Source organism: Sphingobium phenoxybenzoativorans (genome assembly GCF_001757355.1).
Classification (GTDB): Bacteria; Pseudomonadota; Alphaproteobacteria; order Sphingomonadales; family Sphingomonadaceae; genus Sphingobium; species Sphingobium phenoxybenzoativorans.
In genome coordinates this window covers 21349-37581 of record NZ_MINO01000004.1, presented here as the reverse complement: position 1 = coordinate 37581, position 16233 = coordinate 21349, and the positions used below count along the sequence as shown (strand labels likewise).

The window sequence follows — 16233 nt, the reverse complement described above, 5'->3', positions numbered from 1 at the left end:
CGGACCCAGAGGGGTATCGCATCCAGCGCGGGGAACGGCATTCACGCCGCGTCACGACAGGTCGCGCGAAAGCCCCAAATGGTCAACAAGGCTTAACCATGATTGTTGAATCTGCCGTATCAAAGCGGGGCTTTGCAGGTCCTTCGCCGCGATTTCCTCCGGCCAGTGGGCCTCTATCACTGCAGCGATTGCATCGAGTTTTCCGGCATTTACCAGGAATCTTGGATCGATAGTCTCAGGATCGGCCACGACTCGCAGGCGCAGGCAGGCGGGGCCGCCGCCATTGGCCATCGACTGCCGCACATCGACCGGGATCAGCCTGCGGATCGGCCCGTTGCCCGCGACATGCGCCTCCAGCCAATTCCAGACGGCGGGGATGGCCTGCGCTTCCGTAGGCAGGATCAGCGCGGTCCCGCCCTCCGGCAAAGTGACGAGCTGCGCATTGAACAGATAGCTGGCGATGGCGTCGCCCAGGCTGACCGCGCTCGCCGGAACCTCGACGATCTCGACCGAGGGCAGCGTTGCCCGCAGCGCGTCGAAGAAAGCCGCCTTGTCTGCGAAAGCCTGTTCATGGGCGAACAATATGCGTTCGTTGGCGACCGCCACGACATCATTGTGAAACGCGCCCGCCGCGATCGCTTCCTCCGATTGCTGGACGAAAAGCGTGCGTTCCGGGTTTAGACCGTGGATGCGGGCGATGGCCTTGCTTGCCTCGATATGCTGGCGGGCGGGGAAGGGGCCGCCCGACTTGCCATAGACGAACACCTCGATCCCCGGCGCGCCATGATGATCGCATAGCCGCATATGATTGGCCGCGCCCTCGTCGCCAAAGGGGGCTGGCACGGCGTCGTGAACGGCAAAATGCGCGCTGTGGGCAAAGGCGATGCGCAACTGGCGGATGGTGTGCGGCCATTCATGGCTGCGGTGGGGCATGGTCACCAGATTGGCGGCGGTCAGATGGCATCGGCCATCGGCCGTGTCCGCGGCAGGCGACACCGTCGCCGCGTTCGCCGCCCACATGGAGGAAGCCGACATCGCCGCCGCCCGCATATGCGGTTCGGCATGCTCCATGTCCGTGCCGAGCTTTTCCAGCCATGCGGTGTCGGGACGCGGCTGGGGCAGGAAGATGCCCTGGGTCAGACCGAGCGCGATGTTCGCCCGCATCTTGCCAATGCCCTGCAGGGCGGCGGCGCGGGGATAGGCGACAGCGCCGGCATTATGGGAGGACGCCAGATTGCCGGGGCTGAGGCCCGCATAATTATGGCTTGGCCCGATAATGCCGTCGAAATTGATTTCGCGGACGCTCATCACCGGTCCGCCAGGGTCAACGTGTCGCCTTCGGCAAGGCCAAGCAGTTTCGCGCCGGAGGCATCCAGCTTCACCGTCCCGTCCGGCTGCTCTGCGACGAAGGCATAGGCGCAGCGATAATTGGCCAGCCGCCCGCGCGCAGCCAGCACCTTCTTGCCGCCGCTGTCATGCGTGCCGGAGAAGGTCACGTCCCGCGCTTCCGACACGGTGCGCAGCCCATCGACCTGACCCACCATCGTCGGTCCGCCATCGAATATGTCGATATAGCCTGCATTGGCGAAACCCTCCGCCTCCAGCATCCGCATGGCGGCGCGGCCATTGGGGTGGGGGAGGCCGATCACCGACCGGGCGTGATCGGTCAGCATCGCCGTATAGATCGGCGTCTTGGGCATCAGGTCGGCGATGAACTGGTTGCCGTTGATGGCGTTGAACTCGTCCGCCTCCTGGAAACTCATGCCGAAGAAGCGGCCCGCAAGGCCATCCCAGAAAGGCGACCCACCCGCCTCGTCAATCACACCCCGCAACTCGGCGATCACCTTCTCGCCGAAGCGGGCGCGATGCTGGCGGATGTAGAGATAGCGGCTGCGGGCCAGCAGAAGCCCAAGCCCCTCGGCCCGTTCGCGCGGATGCAGGAACAGGCCGCCAACCTCCGTCGACCCTTCCAGATCGGTGGTCAGCGAGAGCATTTCCGCACGGAATGTCCGCGCCAGTTCGCGGCTATGCTGGGTCAGCACGCCCAGGCGATAGGAATAGAAGGGCCATTTCTGCCCCACCTTGCTGAATATCTGGCAGGTGCCGCGCACCTGGCCGGTTTCGCTATTTTCCAGCACTAGGACGATCAGCTCATCCTCCATGCTGTCTTCTGTGCGGGCCAGCGCTTCGGCTGTCCTCTCCAGCTTGGCGGACAGCGATGTCCGGTCGGGCGGCAGGTTGGTGAACCCGCCGCCGGTCAGCTTCGCCATTTCGTACAGGGTCTGCAGGTCGTCCGGCCGGGCCGGGCGCATGAAGAAAGTCAAACCATTCCCCTTTCGGCAATCCGCATGATCGTCAATGCCGACAGTTGCGCCCTTTCGGGCAGGCTGTCAGCGATCAGAAATTCCTCGGCGCTGTGGATGCTGCCGCCCCGCGCGCCCATCGTGTCGACCACGGGGACGCCGCACGCCGCGATATTGTTCCCGTCGCACACGCCGCCGGTGTCGCGCCAGGAAATCGGCAGGCCGAGGTCAGCGCCGCACTGCTTGACCAGCCCGAACAGGCGGGCGGCGCCTGCGTCGATCGGCTTGGGCGGGCGGCCAAAGCCGCCATGCCGGTGGATATGCACGTCATGCTCCCGCGCGACATCAGCGATCACTGTGTCGAGCAGGGCGGCGGCGGCGGTTTCGTCCTCTGGCGTTCTGGGCCGGAAATTGACCCGCAATACGGCATGGGCGGGCACGACATTGTTCGGGCCGCCACCGTCGATCCGCGCCGGATTACAGGAAAAGCCCGCGCCGCTGGCATTTTTCAGGCGCAGGGCGATGTCGGCGGCGGCGACAAGCGCGTTGCGCCCTTCCTCCGGGTTGCGCCCGGCATGAGCGCTGCGCCCGGCGACGATGATCGAGAAATTGCCGCTCCCGGCGCGCGCGCCCGCCAGCGTGCCGTCGGGCAGGGCGGGTTCATAGGTCAGCGCGGCGATCTTCCCCTTCGCCGCCCGCCGGATCAGCGCGGCGGAGGAGGCGCTGCCGACTTCCTCATCGCTGTTGATCACGACTTCATAGCCGATCCGGCCAGCCACGGGGCTTGCCTCCACGGCCTTCAGTGCGGCGAGCATCAGGGCGATGCCGCCCTTCATGTCGGCGACGCCCGGCCCGTTCAGCACGCCATCCTCCAGCCAGCGCAGGTCCTGAAAAGGATCGCTAGCGGCGAATACGGTGTCCATGTGCCCGGTCAGCAAAATCTGGGTGGGCGCATCGGGCCGCACAGCCACATGCAGGTGGCGACCATGATTGATGATGCGGATCGTGCCGTCCGCGTCCACGGCATCGACTTCATCGGGACTGGACAGGGCGACGTCGCCGGGCAATGCAGCGAAGGCGTCGGCCAGAAACCCGGCCATGTCGGCGAGGCCCGGCAGGTTGCGGGAGCCGCTGTTGACCGCTGCCCAGCGCTCGACCTGTCCCAGCATCGGCGCATCCGCCGCTGCCTCCAGCACTGCCCTCTCCGATAAGGATATTGCGCTCATCGGTAACACTATAACAGAGCGCCACCGCTTCCTCCACCCCCGGCGGGTGGCTCAGAAATCGTAGACCAGCGTCGCCTTGCTCAGCGTGTCCAGCCGCTCATCGGTCAGCCGGGTCTGCGTTTCATACTGGACGTTATAGGAGAAATTGGCCGAGAGCCGCGACACCAGCCGGGTGGTGAGCGAGGTCTGGGCGATCAGGCTTCGCACGTCATTTTCGGCATAGCCCGAAGCCGTCTGCCGGAATGTCAGCGTGTCGGACAGCTTCCATCCGAAGTCGAGCGAGGATCGCGCGCCAAGCTTGGTTTCGCCGGTGCCGTCGATATATTCGACATGGCGGACGGAAGGACCGGCATCGACCGACAAGTTGACCTTCTTCCCGTGGATCAGCTTGTAACCGATACCCGCCGATCCGGTGTAGCGGCTGTCGAAGCCGATGATCGGATCGCGTTCGAACTGGATAAGGCCGTAGGCGAAACCGCTGGGGTCGAACTGGTATCGCGGCTGGTAGGAGGCGACGAAGCGCTGGCGGGAGGTTTCTCCGTTCGCCCGGCGATAGTCAGCGCTGCCCGAAAGCGTGTGGCTCCAGTGCAGGCCAGTGCGCGAGATGTTGAGGCCGACGCTGATCCCGATTTCGCTGGTGGAGCCTGTGGAGCGGAAACCGCCGACTTCGCCGCGGCCTTCCCATAGCTGGAAAATGCCGGCTTGCTCGATCTTCTCTTTCTTCGCCTCCGCCTGCTGGGTGTCATAGGCGTTCACCATCGCGGCGATCTCGGCCTGCGCAGCGGGGTAGGTTTTCTGGGCGATGCGCGCCACAGTGTCGATGTCCCCCTGATTGCCGCCCGCAATCGCCTGCTCGATCATCGCGCGGACGGCGGGCGGCAGGGGCGCAGGTTCGGCCGCGAGAGCGGTGGCGGGCAGGAAAAGGAGAGGCGAAAGAAGCAGAAGGCGTTTGCGCATCTGCGCCACCCTACAGTCTTTACCATATTTTTGAAGGCAATCCGGCGCATAAACGCGCCGGATTGTCAGATAAGATCGCGGAATTCCTTCAATATATCGCGGTAAAGCTTCTTCTTGAACGGCACGATCAGGTTGGGGAGCGTCTTGGGCTCCGTCCATTTCCAGGCGCGAAATTCCGGTTCGGCGGTCTGGATATCGATATCGTCGTCAGTGCCCAGGAAGCGCGCCAGATACCAGATCTGCCGCTGGCCGCGATATTTTCCGCCCCAGATCTGTCCCATCAGTTCAGGGGGCAGGTCGTAATAATGTTCTTCCTTCGACTGGGCGATGATCTTCACCAGCCCCTTGTCGATGCCGGTTTCCTCGCCAAGTTCGCGGAAGGCGGCCTTTTTGGGGTCCTCGCCCGCGTCAATGCCGCCCTGCGGCATTTGCCATGCCTCGACCTTGTTATCGATCCGCTGCCCCACGAATACCTTGCCGTCCATGTTGACCAGCATGATGCCGACACATGGGCGATAGGGCAGTTCGTCATCCAGCTTAGGCATTCGTCTCGTCCGGTTCGGATCATCATGCGAGAGGGAATCGGGTTTGCCGCGCCCCCCAACAAGGCTGTAGATAGGCCGCATGTTCCCCCTCGTCCATCATCTGGATTACACTCTGCGGCAGGATGGCGTCGCTGCCTTCCCATGGGACAAATATGGCCTGGTGATGGACATGCTTCGCGGCGCGCTTCCTGCGCCCGACGAACATGAGGCGCCGCTGATGCCGCGCAAGTGGCTGGAGGCGGTGCATGATCCCGCCTATGTCGCGCAGGTTCTGGCCGCCGATGTGCCGCAGGACAAGGCGCGGCGCATCGGCTTTCCGGTGACGGGCGCGCTCAGCCGCCGGGCGCAAAGGACGACCGGCGGCACATGGGAAGCGGCGCGGCTGGCGCTGCGCTATGGCTATGCCGCCAATACAGCCGGGGGCAGCCATCATGCGCTGTACGACACGGGTGCGGGCTATTGCATTTTCAATGACCTTGCCGTCGCGGCCAACCGGCTGATCGAGGAAGGCGATGTTGGGCGCATCCTCATCGTCGATCTGGACGTGCATCAGGGCGACGGCACGGCGGCGCTTCTGGCGGGGCGGGAAAGCGTGCAGACCTTTTCCATGCATGCGGAGCGGAATTTCCCGGCGCGCAAGGCGGTGTCGACGCTGGATATCGCGCTCCCCGACGGGACGGAGGATGAGGAATATCTCGAAATTCTCGACCAGCATCTTCCGCGGATGATCGATGACGGCAATCCCGGCCTCATTCTTTACCAGGCCGGTGTGGACCCGCACCGGGACGACAAGCTTGGCCGCCTGTCGCTCAGCGACGAGGGGCTGCATATCCGCGACAGCCTGGTCGCCTCTGTCGCACGCGCCAGGGGCATTCCGCTCGCCTCTGTGCTGGGCGGTGGCTATGGCGCGGATCAGGCGGCGGTGGCGCGGCGGCACGCCGACGCCATCCGCATCATGGCGATGAGCTATTATCGCTGACCGCAGCGTCTGACGAAGCGCCAGCGTCCTGAAATGACCCCATGTATTGGCGTGCATGCAAGACATGGCGGAAAAACTTCGCTATGCCCTTACTGCAACAAAACTACTTTGAAGCGATTGACCGCGAAGGGTAGTAGGCTGAAACCGGTTCACCGGAGAATATCAGAGGATTGCCCCCTATGGCGACTGCCGCCCTCGACCCCATCACATCAGCAACCACAGACGCATCGCCCGAAGCGGTTGTCGTCCGTTTCGCAGGCGATTCCGGCGATGGCATGCAGCTTACCGGCGGGCAGTTCACGCTCTCAACCGCGCTTGCGGGCAACGATCTGGCGACCTTCCCCGATTTTCCCGCCGAAATCCGCGCGCCGCAGGGCACGCTGTTCGGCGTGTCAGCGTTCCAGATCAATTTCGGTTCGACCGACATCACCACCGCGGGCGATGCGCCGGACGTGCTGGTGGCGATGAACCCGGCCGCGCTCAAGACCAACGTCAAGGACCTGAAGCCAGGCGGCCTGATCATCGCGGACAGCGGCGAGTTTAACGACCGCAATCTCGCCAAGGCGAAATATGACGCCAACCCGCTGGAGGATGACAGTCTGGCGAAGTGGCAGCTCCTGTCCTTCGACATTTCGAAGCTCACCATGGAGAGCGTCAAGGAGTTCGGCCTGGGCAACAAGGAGGCCCTGCGCTGCAAGAATATGTGGACGCTGGGTCTGGCGCTCTGGATGTTCGACCGTGACCGGCAGCCGATCATCGACTGGCTGAAGGACAAGTTCGCGAAGGCTCCGGTTCTGGCCGACGCCAATATCGCCGCGCTGAACGCCGGGCACGCCTATGGCGAGACGGCGGAGATTGGCGGGGCGGGGCTGGGCCTCAAGCAGCTCAACATCGCTGCCGCGCCCGCGCCGGAGGGGTTGTACCGCACCGTCACCGGCGCTGAGTCCATCTCGCTCGGCCTTGTCGCGGGTGCGCAACTCGCCTCCCTGCCGATGTTCTTCGGCGGCTATCCGATCACGCCGGCCTCGGCGATCCTGCATCACCTCTCGCGCCTTAAGGAATATGGCGTTACGACATTCCAGGCGGAGGATGAGATTGCGGCCATCGCGTCGGCCATCGGCGCGAGCTATGCCGGGTCGCTTGGCATCACCTCCTCCTCCGGGCCGGGCATCGCGCTGAAGGGCGAGGCGATCGGCCTGGCCATCATGACCGAGCTGCCGCTGGTCATCGTCAATTCCCAGCGTGGCGGGCCGTCAACCGGCCTTCCCACCAAGACCGAGCAGTCGGACCTCTATCAGGCGGTCTATGGCCGCAATGGCGACGCGCCGATGCCGGTGATCGCCGCCCGTTCGCCCGCCGACGCCTTCGATTGCGCGATAGAGGCGGTGCGGATCGCGGTCGAATATATGACGCCGGTCATGCTGCTGACGGACGGTTACATCGCCAACGCGGCCGAGCCGTGGAAGGTGCCGGACATGAGCGGCTATACGCCGTTCCCCGTGACGTTCCTCGACAAGGCGCAGGAGGGCGGCTTCCTGCCCTATGGCCGTGACGAGAAGTTGAAGCGCCCCTGGGTGAAGCCCGGCACGCCCGGCCTGATGCATCGCATCGGCGGCATCGAAAAGGCGCTGAACACCGGCCATATCGAATATTCGCCCGCCAACCACCAGGCGATGACGGAGCTGCGCCGCGATAAGGTGCTGGGCATCGCCAACGACATTCCTGACCAGGATGTCGAGCTGGGCCAGAAGGGCGGCAAGCTGGCGATTGTCGGCTGGGGATCGACCTTCGGACCCATATATCAGGCGGTGCGCCGCGCGCGGGCGAAGGGGCTGGACGTCAGCCATATCCACCTGCGCCACATCTGGCCGATGCCGAAGAATCTGGGCGATCTCCTGAAATCCTATGAGAAGGTTCTGGTGCCCGAAATGAATACCGGCCAGCTCAAGACGGTGCTGCGCGACCAGTATCTGGTCGACGCAAAGCCGCTCAACAAGGTCTCCGGCCAGCCCTTCCGCATCGCGGAGATCGAAGCGGCGATCGAAGAACAGCTTACCTAAATCCCTCTCCCGCGAGCGGGAGAGGGAGGGGCCCATTGCGAAGCAATGGGAGGGTGAGGGCGCCCCAAGCAAGACCCTCACCACTGCGACTAGGCGGCAGAGCCGCCAAGTCTCATTGCCTCTCCCGCTTGCGGGAGAGGGGGTAAGGAAGAAGACGATGAACGACATGACCCCCGTGAAGCTGACGCCCAAGGACTGGGAGACGGATCAGGAGGTCCGCTGGTGCCCCGGCTGTGGCGACTATGCGATCCTGAAGGCGGTGCAGCGCACCTTGCCCGACATCGGCGCGACCCCGGAGAATACGGTGTTCGTCAGCGGCATCGGCTGTTCCTCACGCTTCCCTTATTATGTCGAAAGCTATGGCTTCCACACGATCCACGGCCGTGCGCCGGCGGTGGCGACGGGTGTTAAGCTCGCCAATCCGGCGCTGGACGTGTGGATCGTGACTGGCGACGGCGATGGCCTGTCGATTGGCGGCAATCATACGATGCACATCCTGCGCCGCAATCTCGATTGCCAGATCCTGCTGTTCAACAATGAGATTTACGGTCTGACCAAGGGGCAATATTCGCCCACCAGCCGCGAGGGGACGAAAAGCCCGTCGACGCCGTTCGGATCGGTCGATCACCCGGCCAAGCCAGCCGCCCTCGCGCTGGGTTCGGGCGCGCGCTTTGTCGGCCGGGGCTTTGACGTGTCGAAGAACCTGCCGGATGTGCTGAAGGCCGCCCATGCCCACAAGGGCGCGGCCTTTGTCGAAATTTTCCAGAACTGCATCGTCTATAACAAGGATGTGTTCGCCGACTTCACCGAGAAGAAGAATGCGGACGAGGGCCAACTCTGGCTGGAGCAGGGCAAGCCGATGCTGTTTGCGAAGGGCGCAAAGGGTATCGCGCTCGACAAGGAGAAGCTGACGCTGAAGGTTGTCGAGGTCGTCGATGGCGACTGGGAAGCGGCTGGCGTCATTGTGCATGATGTCACCAACCGGTCGGTCGCGCATATGCTGGTCGAAATGCCGTTCGGCGCATTCCCGATGGCGCTTGGCGTGCTGTATGACGATCCCGTCCCGACCTTCGAGAGCGCGATTGTCGCGCAGAACGAGCTGGCCGCGAAGGGGAAGGTGCCGGACCTGCAGAAGCTGGTTTCCCAAGGGCAGACCTGGACCGTCGGGAAGGGCGGCCCGGAATTGTAAAGGCTGTCGGCCGCCTTGCTCCCAGTTCCGTCATCCCGGACTCGGTCCGGGATCTATTGACGCTACGTGGCATGGTCATGCGGGGCTTGCGCTCATGGATCCCGGATCAAGTCCGGGATGACGGCTGCTGTGGAAAGTCCTGATATATTCGCGACGCTCATTTCCCATGCCAAGCGCCACTGGAACTGACCCGCCTTCAAGGGCATTACCCGAACCATGCCTCCTCCCACGATCCTCTGGTTTCGCCGCGACTTGCGCCTGTCCGATCAGGCTGCGCTGATCGCGGCGGCAGGCGAGGGGCCGGTGATCCCGGTCTATGTCCTGGACGATGAGACGCCCAAGCATCGCAAGATGGGCGGGGCCTCCCGCTGGTGGCTGCATCACAGCCTCGCCAGCCTGGACGCCAGCCTGCGGGAGAAGGGGTCCCGGCTGATCCTGCGCAGCGGCAACAGTGCGCAGGTCCTGACCGAGTTGGCGAAGGAGACCGGGGCGGTCCGGGTCCATGCGCTGCACCATTATGAACCCTGGTGGCGCAACGCCGAACGCGCCGTGGCCGATGCCCTCGACCTTTGCCTGCATGACGGCAATTATCTGCTGCCGCCCGGCACTCTGCGCACGGGGAGTGGCGGCCTCTACAAAATTTACACGCCCTTCTGGCGGGCGCTGTCCGAGCATATGCCACCCGCCCCGCCGCACCCCGCACCGGCCCATATCGCCGCGCCGGGGAAATGGCCGGAATCGGATGATCTCAGCGGCTGGAACCTCCTTCCGTCGAAGCCGGACTGGGCAAAGGGTTTCTGCGCCGACTGGACGCCGGGGGAGGCCGCCGCGCGCGAGCGGGTGGCGGATTTTCTCGACGAAGCCGCCGATTATGACCATGCCCGCAACCTGCCGTCGCGCGAGGGTACGTCGCGCCTTTCGCCGCACCTGCATTTCGGTGAAATATCACCCGCTTATGTCTGGAATCGGCTTGCAAAGGCGAAGGGGAATGCGACGGTGTTCCTGAAAGAGATCGCCTGGCGCGACTATGCCCAGAATATCATCCGCCAGTTCCCGGCCTATGGGCGGGAGAATGGCCGCGCGGCGTTCGACACGATGGCCTGGCGCGATCTGCGTGAGGCGCGGGGCGATTTCGCGGCATGGAAGGAGGGGCGGACCGGCTATCCGATCGTCGATGCGGGCATGCGTCAGCTCTGGACGACGGGCTGGATGCATAATCGCGTCCGCATGATCGCCGCCAGCTTCCTCATCAAGCATCTGCTGATCGATTGGCGGCATGGCGAACAATGGTTCTGGGACACGCTGGTCGATGCCGATTACGGCAATAACAGCGTCAACTGGCAATGGACGGCGGGCAGCGGGGTGGATGCGAACATGTTCGTGCGCATCATGGCGCCGCTCACCCAGTCGCCGAAATTCGAGGCGGCGGATTATATCCGCGAATGGGTCCCGGAGCTTGCCGGACTGCCCGATGAGGCCATCCACGATCCCGAAACGGCGGGCCGCCGCCCGGACGGATATCCCGCCCCGATCATCGGTCATCGCGAGGCGCGGGAAAGAGCGCTTTTGGCCCATCGAAAGATGAAAGGCTGATTGTAGAATCCGCCCCTCTGGGGCACTATGCCGCCATGAATGCATTGCCACCCAAACGCGGCCGCCATCTGGTGAAGGCCGGGAGCCGGTTTGCGACCGGGGGCGGTACTTTCGCGCATCTTTGGGCGGGCAGTTTCCACCGGATTCTCGACCGGATCGACGCCGGGCTGGAGCAGGGCATGCTGGAGGCGTGGCTGCCCGATGGCGGCTTTCGCATGCTGGGCGGCCGCGCGCCCGGACCGGCCTGCGAAGTGCGGTTGCGGAGCTGGCGGGCGCTCGTCCGGCTGGCGACGTCGGGATCAGCGGGCTGGTATCGCGCCTGGTCGGTCGGCGAGTGGGGCAGTCCCGATCCGGTGGCGGTGTTCGAACTGTTCATGGCCAACGCCAAGAGCCTGGGCGGCGTCGCCCGCGCCAGCGGCCCGGCGCGCTGGGTGGGATGGGCTGTCCATGCCTTCCGCCGCAACAGCCGCAAGGGGTCCCGCCGGAACATCGCCTTCCATTATGATCTGGGCAATGATTTCTACCAGCTATGGCTGGATGAGAAGATGCATTATTCCAGTGCATTATATGTCGATCCTGAGGACCGGTCTGAACCATTGGAAGTGGCGCAGCAGCGCAAGGCCAACGCGGTTCTCGCGCGGCTGGACCTGAAGGATGGCGACTCCCTGTTGGAGATTGGCTGCGGCTGGGGCGCGCTGGCGGAGGTGGCGCTGTCACGGATGAACCTGCGCTATGACGGGCTGACCCTTTCCGCCGAACAGCGCAACTATGCGCAGAAGCGCCTGGCGCCGCTCTCGCCGCGCGGGGACGCGCAAATACTCCTGACCGACTATCGCGACATTACCGGCCAATATGACGCCATCGCCAGCGTGGAGATGGTGGAGGCTGTGGGGCAGGGCTATTGGCGCAGTTATCTGGCGGCCATACGCGGCCTGCTGAAGCCCGGCGGACGGGCCGCGCTGCAGTTCATCACCATCGATGATGCGATCTTCGACCGCTATGCCACCAATACCGACTTCATCCAGGCCTATATATTTCCCGGCGGCCTGCTGATGTCGGAAAGCCGGTTCCGCAAGCTGGCGGCGGCGGAGGGGCTGCAATGGACAGATCCGCATCATTTCGGCCTGCATTATGCGGAGACCCTGCGCCGCTGGCGCGAGCGGTTCGACGAAGTGGTGCTCGCGGGCAAACTTCCCGCCAGTTTTGACGAATCCTTCGTAAAGCTCTGGCGCTATTATCTAATGTATTGCGAAGGCGGATTCCGGGGCGGCGGCATCAATGTAATGCAGGTGACGCTGGTGAAGGGGGTTTGAGAGTCTGATCCGAGGCGCCTTTTCTTGAGAGCCTGTCCCGTTCCGTTCGCCCTGAGCTTGTCGAAGGGCTGCATTTCACTTCAAGAAAGGACGGGGCTTCGACAAGCTCAGCCCGAACGGCGGGGAGGGTAATTGTCGATAGGCAAACCTTGATCTTACCCCTCGATCCGCGCGCCGCTATAGCCGGTCGGCGTGTCCGCCACGATCAGGTCGAGGATCGCCTTGGCAACCACCTCCGGGCCTTTCAGCGTCGCGGGGTCCTCGCCCGGAAACGCCTTCGCGCGCATGGCCGTGCGGGTCGCGCCGGGGTTCACGATATGGGTGCGGATATTGGAGATATTCTTCATCTCCTCACCATAGCATTGCACCAAAATCTCCAGCGCCGCCTTCGATGCGCCATAGGCGGCCCAGTAGGCGCGGGGCGTCTGTCCGACCGTAGAGGTGAGCGCCACAATCCGGGCGTCCTGGCTTGACCGCAGCATAGGATCGAAAGCCGCAATCAGCGCCTGTTGCGCGGTCACGTTGAGGGTCATCAGGCGGGCGAATTCCTTGGCGTCGATCGCCGGCACCGACGACAGCGTGCCGAGCATCGCGGCGTTCAGCACCAGATAGTCGAGCGCCTGCCACCGGCCCGCCACCGCGCCGGCCAGCCGTCCGATGCTTTCGCCATCGGTCAGGTCGAGCGGCGCGATCGTCGCACTGCCGCCCGCCTGGTGAATCTGTTCCTCAATCTCCTCCAGCGCGCCGCTGGTCCGCGCCGTCAGCACGACATGCGCGCCCGCCTTGCCAAGCGCGAGGGCGGTGGCGGCGCCGATGCCGCGGCTGGCGCCGGTTACGAGCGCGAGTTTGCCGGAGAGGGGGAGGCTGTCAGACATTCTTTTTCCGTTCGCCCTGCTGACACGAGGCGCGCGACTCGCGTCAGTGTCGAAGGGCTGCATTTCAAGAGGGGTAAGGACAGGACTTCGACAAGCTCAGCCCGAACGGGAGTGGGCGCTTACGCTATACCACCCGCTCGGCCAGAAGCTCGAACTGATTCGGCACCGCCGCCTCATCCTGATCGGTCAGGGTGGTGGGATAGTCGCCGGTGAAGCAGGCGTCGCAATATTGCGGACGGATGTCGGCGCGCTTCGCCTCGCCCAGCGCCTTATACAAGCCATCGATCGAGATGAAGGACAGGCTGTCGGCGTGGATGAAGTCCTGCATGCCGCCCACGTCCAGCTTGTGCGCCAGCAGCTTGGTGCGTTCGGGCGTGTCGACGCCGTAGAAGCAGCTATGCTTGGTCGGCGGGCTGGCGATCCGCATATGGACCTCCGACGCGCCCGCCTCGCGCATCATCTGCACGATCTTGAGGCTGGTGGTGCCGCGCACGATGCTGTCGTCGATCAGCACGATCCGCTTGCCCTCAATGAGCGCGCGGTTGGCGTTATGCTTCAGCTTCACGCCCAGATGGCGGACCTTGTCGCTCGGCTGGATGAAGGTGCGGCCGACATAGTGCGACCGGATGATGCCCAGTTCGAACGGAATGCCCGATTGCTGGGCATAGCCGATGGCGGCGGGGACGCCGCTGTCGGGCACGGGGATCACATAATCGGCATCGACCGGATTTTCGATGGCGAGCTGCGCGCCGATCGCCTTGCGGGCGGAATAGACGCTGGTGCCCCCAATGATCGAATCGGGGCGGGAGAAATAGACCTGCTCGAAGATGCAGGGGCGGGCGTGGGTTTCGCCGAACGGCCGGTGGCTGCGCATCTCGCCGCCATTGGTGACGATCACCAGTTCGCCCGGTTCGATGGAGCGCACATAGTCCGCGCCGACCACGTCCAGCGCCACGGTTTCGGACGCGAAGATCATCGAATCGCCCAGCTTGCCCATCACCAGCGGACGAATGCCCAGCGGATCGCGGCAGGCGATCATGCCTTCCGGCGTCATGCAGATCAGGGAGTAGGCGCCCTCCACCTGCTTCAGCGCGTCGATGAACTTGTCGAGCAGGGTCCGGTAATTGGACGTCGCGACCAGATGGATGATGACTTCCGTGTCCGAAGTCGACTGAAAGATCGATCCGCGGCGCACCAGTTCCCGGCGCAGCTTCATCGCATTGGAGATATTGCCGTTATGCGCGACGGCGAATCCGCCCGAAGCAAGATCGGCATAGAGCGGCTGGACATTACGCAGCGAGGTTTCGCCGGTCGTCGAATAGCGGACATGGCCGCAGGCCGATTCGCCGGGCAAGGCGCGAATCACATCGTCCCGGTCGAAATTGCCCGCCACATGACCCATCGCCCGGTGGGTGTGGAAATCATGGCCGTCCCAACTGGTGATTCCCGCCGCTTCCTGGCCGCGATGCTGGAGCGCGTGAAGCCCCAGCGCGACGACCGCCGAAGCGGTCTCGACGTTGGAAATCCCGAAAATCCCGCATTCTTCACGCAACTTGTCCCCATCATCAGAGGACATGAACGGATGAGTTGTGAGCATGTGTCGAAAGGTCCGCTGCCAATCTGTGGGGCCGCAGGGGCCGCCGATGGCTGCGCATATAGGCGTGTCGTTCCGATTTGTCGCCCTCTTGTCACAAAAAAGCGGCAGGCGGCGTTTCCGGCCTTTGACGCCATCATCATAAAGCATGACTGGCCTTGGGTTTCCGGCCCGGCTAAAGACGCCATCAATGCATGCTTTCGCCAATCCCGCGCGGTTTCTGTCCATCGCCCGTCCGTTGACGCCCTGGCTGTTCTGGCCGGGCCTGGCGCTGCTGGTCGCGGGATGCCTGAGCGGGCTGTTCCTGACCCCGGCCGACTATCTGCAGGGGGAAACCGTCCGTATCCTCTACATCCATGTTCCCGCCGCCTGGCTGGGGATGAGCGGGTGGACGGGCATAGCGGTGGCCGGGCTGGTCCAGCTTGTCTGGCGGCATCCGCTGGCCGCGATTGCGGGCCGCGCCATCGCCGCGCCTGGCGCGCTGTTCACGGCGATCTGCCTGATCACCGGCTCCATCTGGGGCAGGCCGACATGGGGAACCTGGTGGGAATGGGACGGGCGGATGACCTCCATGCTCGTGCTTTTCTTCCTGTATCTGGGCTATATGGCGCTCGCCAACGCCAGCGCCGCTTCGGGCGAGCGAGGCGGGGTCAGCCGGGTGACGGCGATCTTCGGGCTGGTCGGCGCCATCAACATTCCGATCATCAACCGCTCTGTCGTGTGGTGGAACAGCCTGCATCAGGGGCCGAGCATCACGCTGGGCGGATCGAGCATCGCATCGTCGATGCTCTGGCCGCTGGGGCTTACCGTGCTGGGCTTCAGCCTGCTGTTCGGGGCGATCGTGCTGATGCGGATGCGCACGATCCTTGCCGAGACGCGGATAGAGGCGCGGCTGCGCCGGATGGCGCGGGACTGACGGACATGAACCCCTGGCCCTTCGTCATCGCCGCCTATGCGCTGACCCTGCTGGGGACGGCGGCGCTGTGCATTGGAAGCTGGCGCGCCATGCGGTCGGCCGAACGCCGCGCCGGCGAGATGAAGCGCGACCGGGGCTGACCCTTCATGAAAGCGAAGCATCAACGTCTGATCCTTGCGCTGGTGGCGCTTGCCGCGCTGATCGGCGCGGCCCTGCTGGCGGCGTCCGCGCTGAAGGATGAGGCCGCCTATTTCTACACGCCGAGCGACGCAAAGACCAAGGGCGTCGAGCCGGGCAAGGCGATCCGCCTGGGCGGCATGGTGGTGAAGGGCAGCCTGCATCGCGCCGCGGATGGCGTGACGGTGCGGTTCGACGTGACGGACAATAAGGCGACGGTGCCCGCCACCTTCACCGGCATCGCCCCGGACCTGTTCCGGGAGGGGTCGGGTGTTGTGGCGGAGGGCGCGTTCGACCGCAGCGGCACCTTCGTCGCCACCAACCTGCTCGCGAAACATGATGAGCGGTACATGCCCAGGGAGCTTGAGGGCATGACATATAATGAGACCACGCATGAGATGGGGCCTGAGATGGGGAAGGAGAAGTGAGGGTTTCCGGCGCTTTATCTTTTTCTCCCTTGTCATCCCCGCGAAGGCGGGGATCCCGCTTGTTCCTCTGGACGAACG

15 protein-coding genes are annotated in these 16233 nt (G+C 64.1%); 8 read left to right on the top strand and 7 right to left on the bottom strand.

Annotation, left to right across the window (positions count from 1 at the left end; translation table 11 throughout):
* Positions 1 to 51: 51 nt before the first annotated feature.
* The 5 genes from BHQ40_RS03375 to BHQ40_RS03355 all read right to left on the bottom strand — a co-directional run bounded on the left by BHQ40_RS03375 (position 52) and on the right by BHQ40_RS03355 (position 5031).
* Entirely contained in the window at positions 52 to 1308 is a 1257-nt protein-coding gene (locus BHQ40_RS03375; RefSeq protein ID WP_070152344.1) for an N-succinylarginine dihydrolase, read from the bottom strand.
* Positions 1308 to 2324, bottom strand: coding sequence for an arginine N-succinyltransferase (locus BHQ40_RS03370; RefSeq protein ID WP_070152341.1), 1017 nt, complete (start codon positions 2322 to 2324; stop codon positions 1308 to 1310). Before BHQ40_RS03370 ends, BHQ40_RS03375 begins: the two co-directional genes overlap by 1 nt.
* Entirely contained in the window at positions 2321 to 3529 is a 1209-nt protein-coding gene (locus tag BHQ40_RS03365; RefSeq protein ID WP_070152338.1) for a hydrolase, read from the bottom strand. The genes BHQ40_RS03370 and BHQ40_RS03365 overlap by 4 nt, the downstream gene beginning before the upstream one ends.
* A 51-nt stretch (positions 3530 to 3580) precedes the next feature.
* A complete protein-coding gene (locus BHQ40_RS03360; protein WP_070152679.1) occupies positions 3581 to 4486 on the bottom strand; it encodes a DUF481 domain-containing protein in 906 nt (301 codons plus the stop codon).
* Between the two features lie 65 nt (positions 4487 to 4551).
* The gene (locus tag BHQ40_RS03355) at positions 4552 to 5031 is read right to left on the bottom strand and encodes an RNA pyrophosphohydrolase (RefSeq protein ID WP_070152335.1); all 480 of its coding nucleotides are present in this window, start codon (positions 5029 to 5031) and stop codon (positions 4552 to 4554) included.
* Between the two features lie 79 nt (positions 5032 to 5110).
* Here BHQ40_RS03355 and BHQ40_RS03350 point away from each other — a divergent pair, with 79 nt between their 5' ends.
* From BHQ40_RS03350 to BHQ40_RS03330, 5 genes are all read left to right on the top strand, one after another.
* A complete protein-coding gene (locus BHQ40_RS03350) occupies positions 5111 to 6010 on the top strand; it encodes a histone deacetylase family protein (protein ID WP_070152332.1) in 900 nt (299 codons plus the stop codon).
* A 179-nt stretch (positions 6011 to 6189) separates the two neighbouring features.
* Complete coding sequence (locus tag BHQ40_RS03345) at positions 6190 to 8070, top strand: 2-oxoacid:acceptor oxidoreductase subunit alpha (RefSeq protein ID WP_070152329.1); 1881 nt, start codon at positions 6190 to 6192, stop codon at positions 8068 to 8070.
* 157 nt (positions 8071 to 8227) lie between these two features.
* Entirely contained in the window at positions 8228 to 9259 is a 1032-nt protein-coding gene (locus BHQ40_RS03340) for a 2-oxoacid:ferredoxin oxidoreductase subunit beta (protein ID WP_070152326.1), read from the top strand.
* Positions 9260 to 9475: 216 nt separating this feature from the next.
* A complete protein-coding gene (locus tag BHQ40_RS03335; protein ID WP_070152323.1) occupies positions 9476 to 10852 on the top strand; it encodes a cryptochrome/photolyase family protein in 1377 nt (458 codons plus the stop codon).
* Positions 10853 to 10887: 35 nt separating this feature from the next.
* On the top strand, positions 10888 to 12165 hold the full coding sequence (locus BHQ40_RS03330) for an SAM-dependent methyltransferase (RefSeq protein ID WP_070152321.1): 1278 nt from the start codon (positions 10888 to 10890) through the stop codon (positions 12163 to 12165).
* A 155-nt stretch (positions 12166 to 12320) separates the two neighbouring features.
* Here the strand turns inward: BHQ40_RS03330 and BHQ40_RS03325 are convergent, their stop codons facing one another.
* Entirely contained in the window at positions 12321 to 13040 is a 720-nt protein-coding gene (locus tag BHQ40_RS03325; RefSeq protein ID WP_070152318.1) for an SDR family NAD(P)-dependent oxidoreductase, read from the bottom strand.
* Positions 13041 to 13164: 124 nt separating this feature from the next.
* Positions 13165 to 14637, bottom strand: a complete 1473-nt coding sequence (purF, locus tag BHQ40_RS03320; protein ID WP_070152676.1) for an amidophosphoribosyltransferase — start codon at positions 14635 to 14637, stop codon at positions 13165 to 13167.
* A 187-nt stretch (positions 14638 to 14824) separates the two neighbouring features.
* Here purF and ccmC point away from each other — a divergent pair, with 187 nt between their 5' ends.
* Genes ccmC through ccmE form a run of 3 tightly spaced genes read left to right on the top strand, consistent with a single transcriptional unit; the run spans position 14825 to position 16155 of the window.
* Positions 14825 to 15550, top strand: coding sequence for a heme ABC transporter permease CcmC (gene ccmC, locus BHQ40_RS03315; protein ID WP_070152315.1), 726 nt, complete (start codon positions 14825 to 14827; stop codon positions 15548 to 15550).
* Positions 15551 to 15555: 5 nt separating this feature from the next.
* Positions 15556 to 15690, top strand: a complete 135-nt coding sequence (locus BHQ40_RS26465; RefSeq protein WP_139139165.1) for a heme exporter protein CcmD — start codon at positions 15556 to 15558, stop codon at positions 15688 to 15690.
* 6 nt (positions 15691 to 15696) lie between these two features.
* Positions 15697 to 16155 (top strand): cytochrome c maturation protein CcmE, encoded by a 459-nt coding sequence (gene ccmE / locus BHQ40_RS03310; protein ID WP_070152312.1) that lies wholly within the window; start codon positions 15697 to 15699, stop codon positions 16153 to 16155.
* Positions 16156 to 16233 lie beyond the last annotated feature (78 nt).

Coding starts and splice junctions, on each gene's coding strand:
- BHQ40_RS03355 (WP_070152335.1), bottom strand. CDS start 5,031: ATGCCTAAGCTGGATGACGAACTGCCCTATCGCCCATGTGTCGGCATC.
- BHQ40_RS03375 (WP_070152344.1), bottom strand. CDS start 1,308: ATGAGCGTCCGCGAAATCAATTTCGACGGCATTATCGGGCCAAGCCAT.
- BHQ40_RS03360 (WP_070152679.1), bottom strand. CDS start 4,486: ATGCGCAAACGCCTTCTGCTTCTTTCGCCTCTCCTTTTCCTGCCCGCC.
- BHQ40_RS03350 (WP_070152332.1), top strand. CDS start 5,111: ATGTTCCCCCTCGTCCATCATCTGGATTACACTCTGCGGCAGGATGGC.
- BHQ40_RS03365 (WP_070152338.1), bottom strand. CDS start 3,529: ATGAGCGCAATATCCTTATCGGAGAGGGCAGTGCTGGAGGCAGCGGCG.
- BHQ40_RS03325 (WP_070152318.1), bottom strand. CDS start 13,040: ATGTCTGACAGCCTCCCCCTCTCCGGCAAACTCGCGCTCGTAACCGGC.
- BHQ40_RS26465 (WP_139139165.1), top strand. CDS start 15,556: ATGAACCCCTGGCCCTTCGTCATCGCCGCCTATGCGCTGACCCTGCTG.
- BHQ40_RS03340 (WP_070152326.1), top strand. CDS start 8,228: ATGAACGACATGACCCCCGTGAAGCTGACGCCCAAGGACTGGGAGACG.
- ccmC (WP_070152315.1), top strand. CDS start 14,825: ATGCATGCTTTCGCCAATCCCGCGCGGTTTCTGTCCATCGCCCGTCCG.
- BHQ40_RS03335 (WP_070152323.1), top strand. CDS start 9,476: ATGCCTCCTCCCACGATCCTCTGGTTTCGCCGCGACTTGCGCCTGTCC.
- purF (WP_070152676.1), bottom strand. CDS start 14,637: ATGCTCACAACTCATCCGTTCATGTCCTCTGATGATGGGGACAAGTTG.
- BHQ40_RS03345 (WP_070152329.1), top strand. CDS start 6,190: ATGGCGACTGCCGCCCTCGACCCCATCACATCAGCAACCACAGACGCA.
- BHQ40_RS03330 (WP_070152321.1), top strand. CDS start 10,888: ATGAATGCATTGCCACCCAAACGCGGCCGCCATCTGGTGAAGGCCGGG.
- ccmE (WP_070152312.1), top strand. CDS start 15,697: ATGAAAGCGAAGCATCAACGTCTGATCCTTGCGCTGGTGGCGCTTGCC.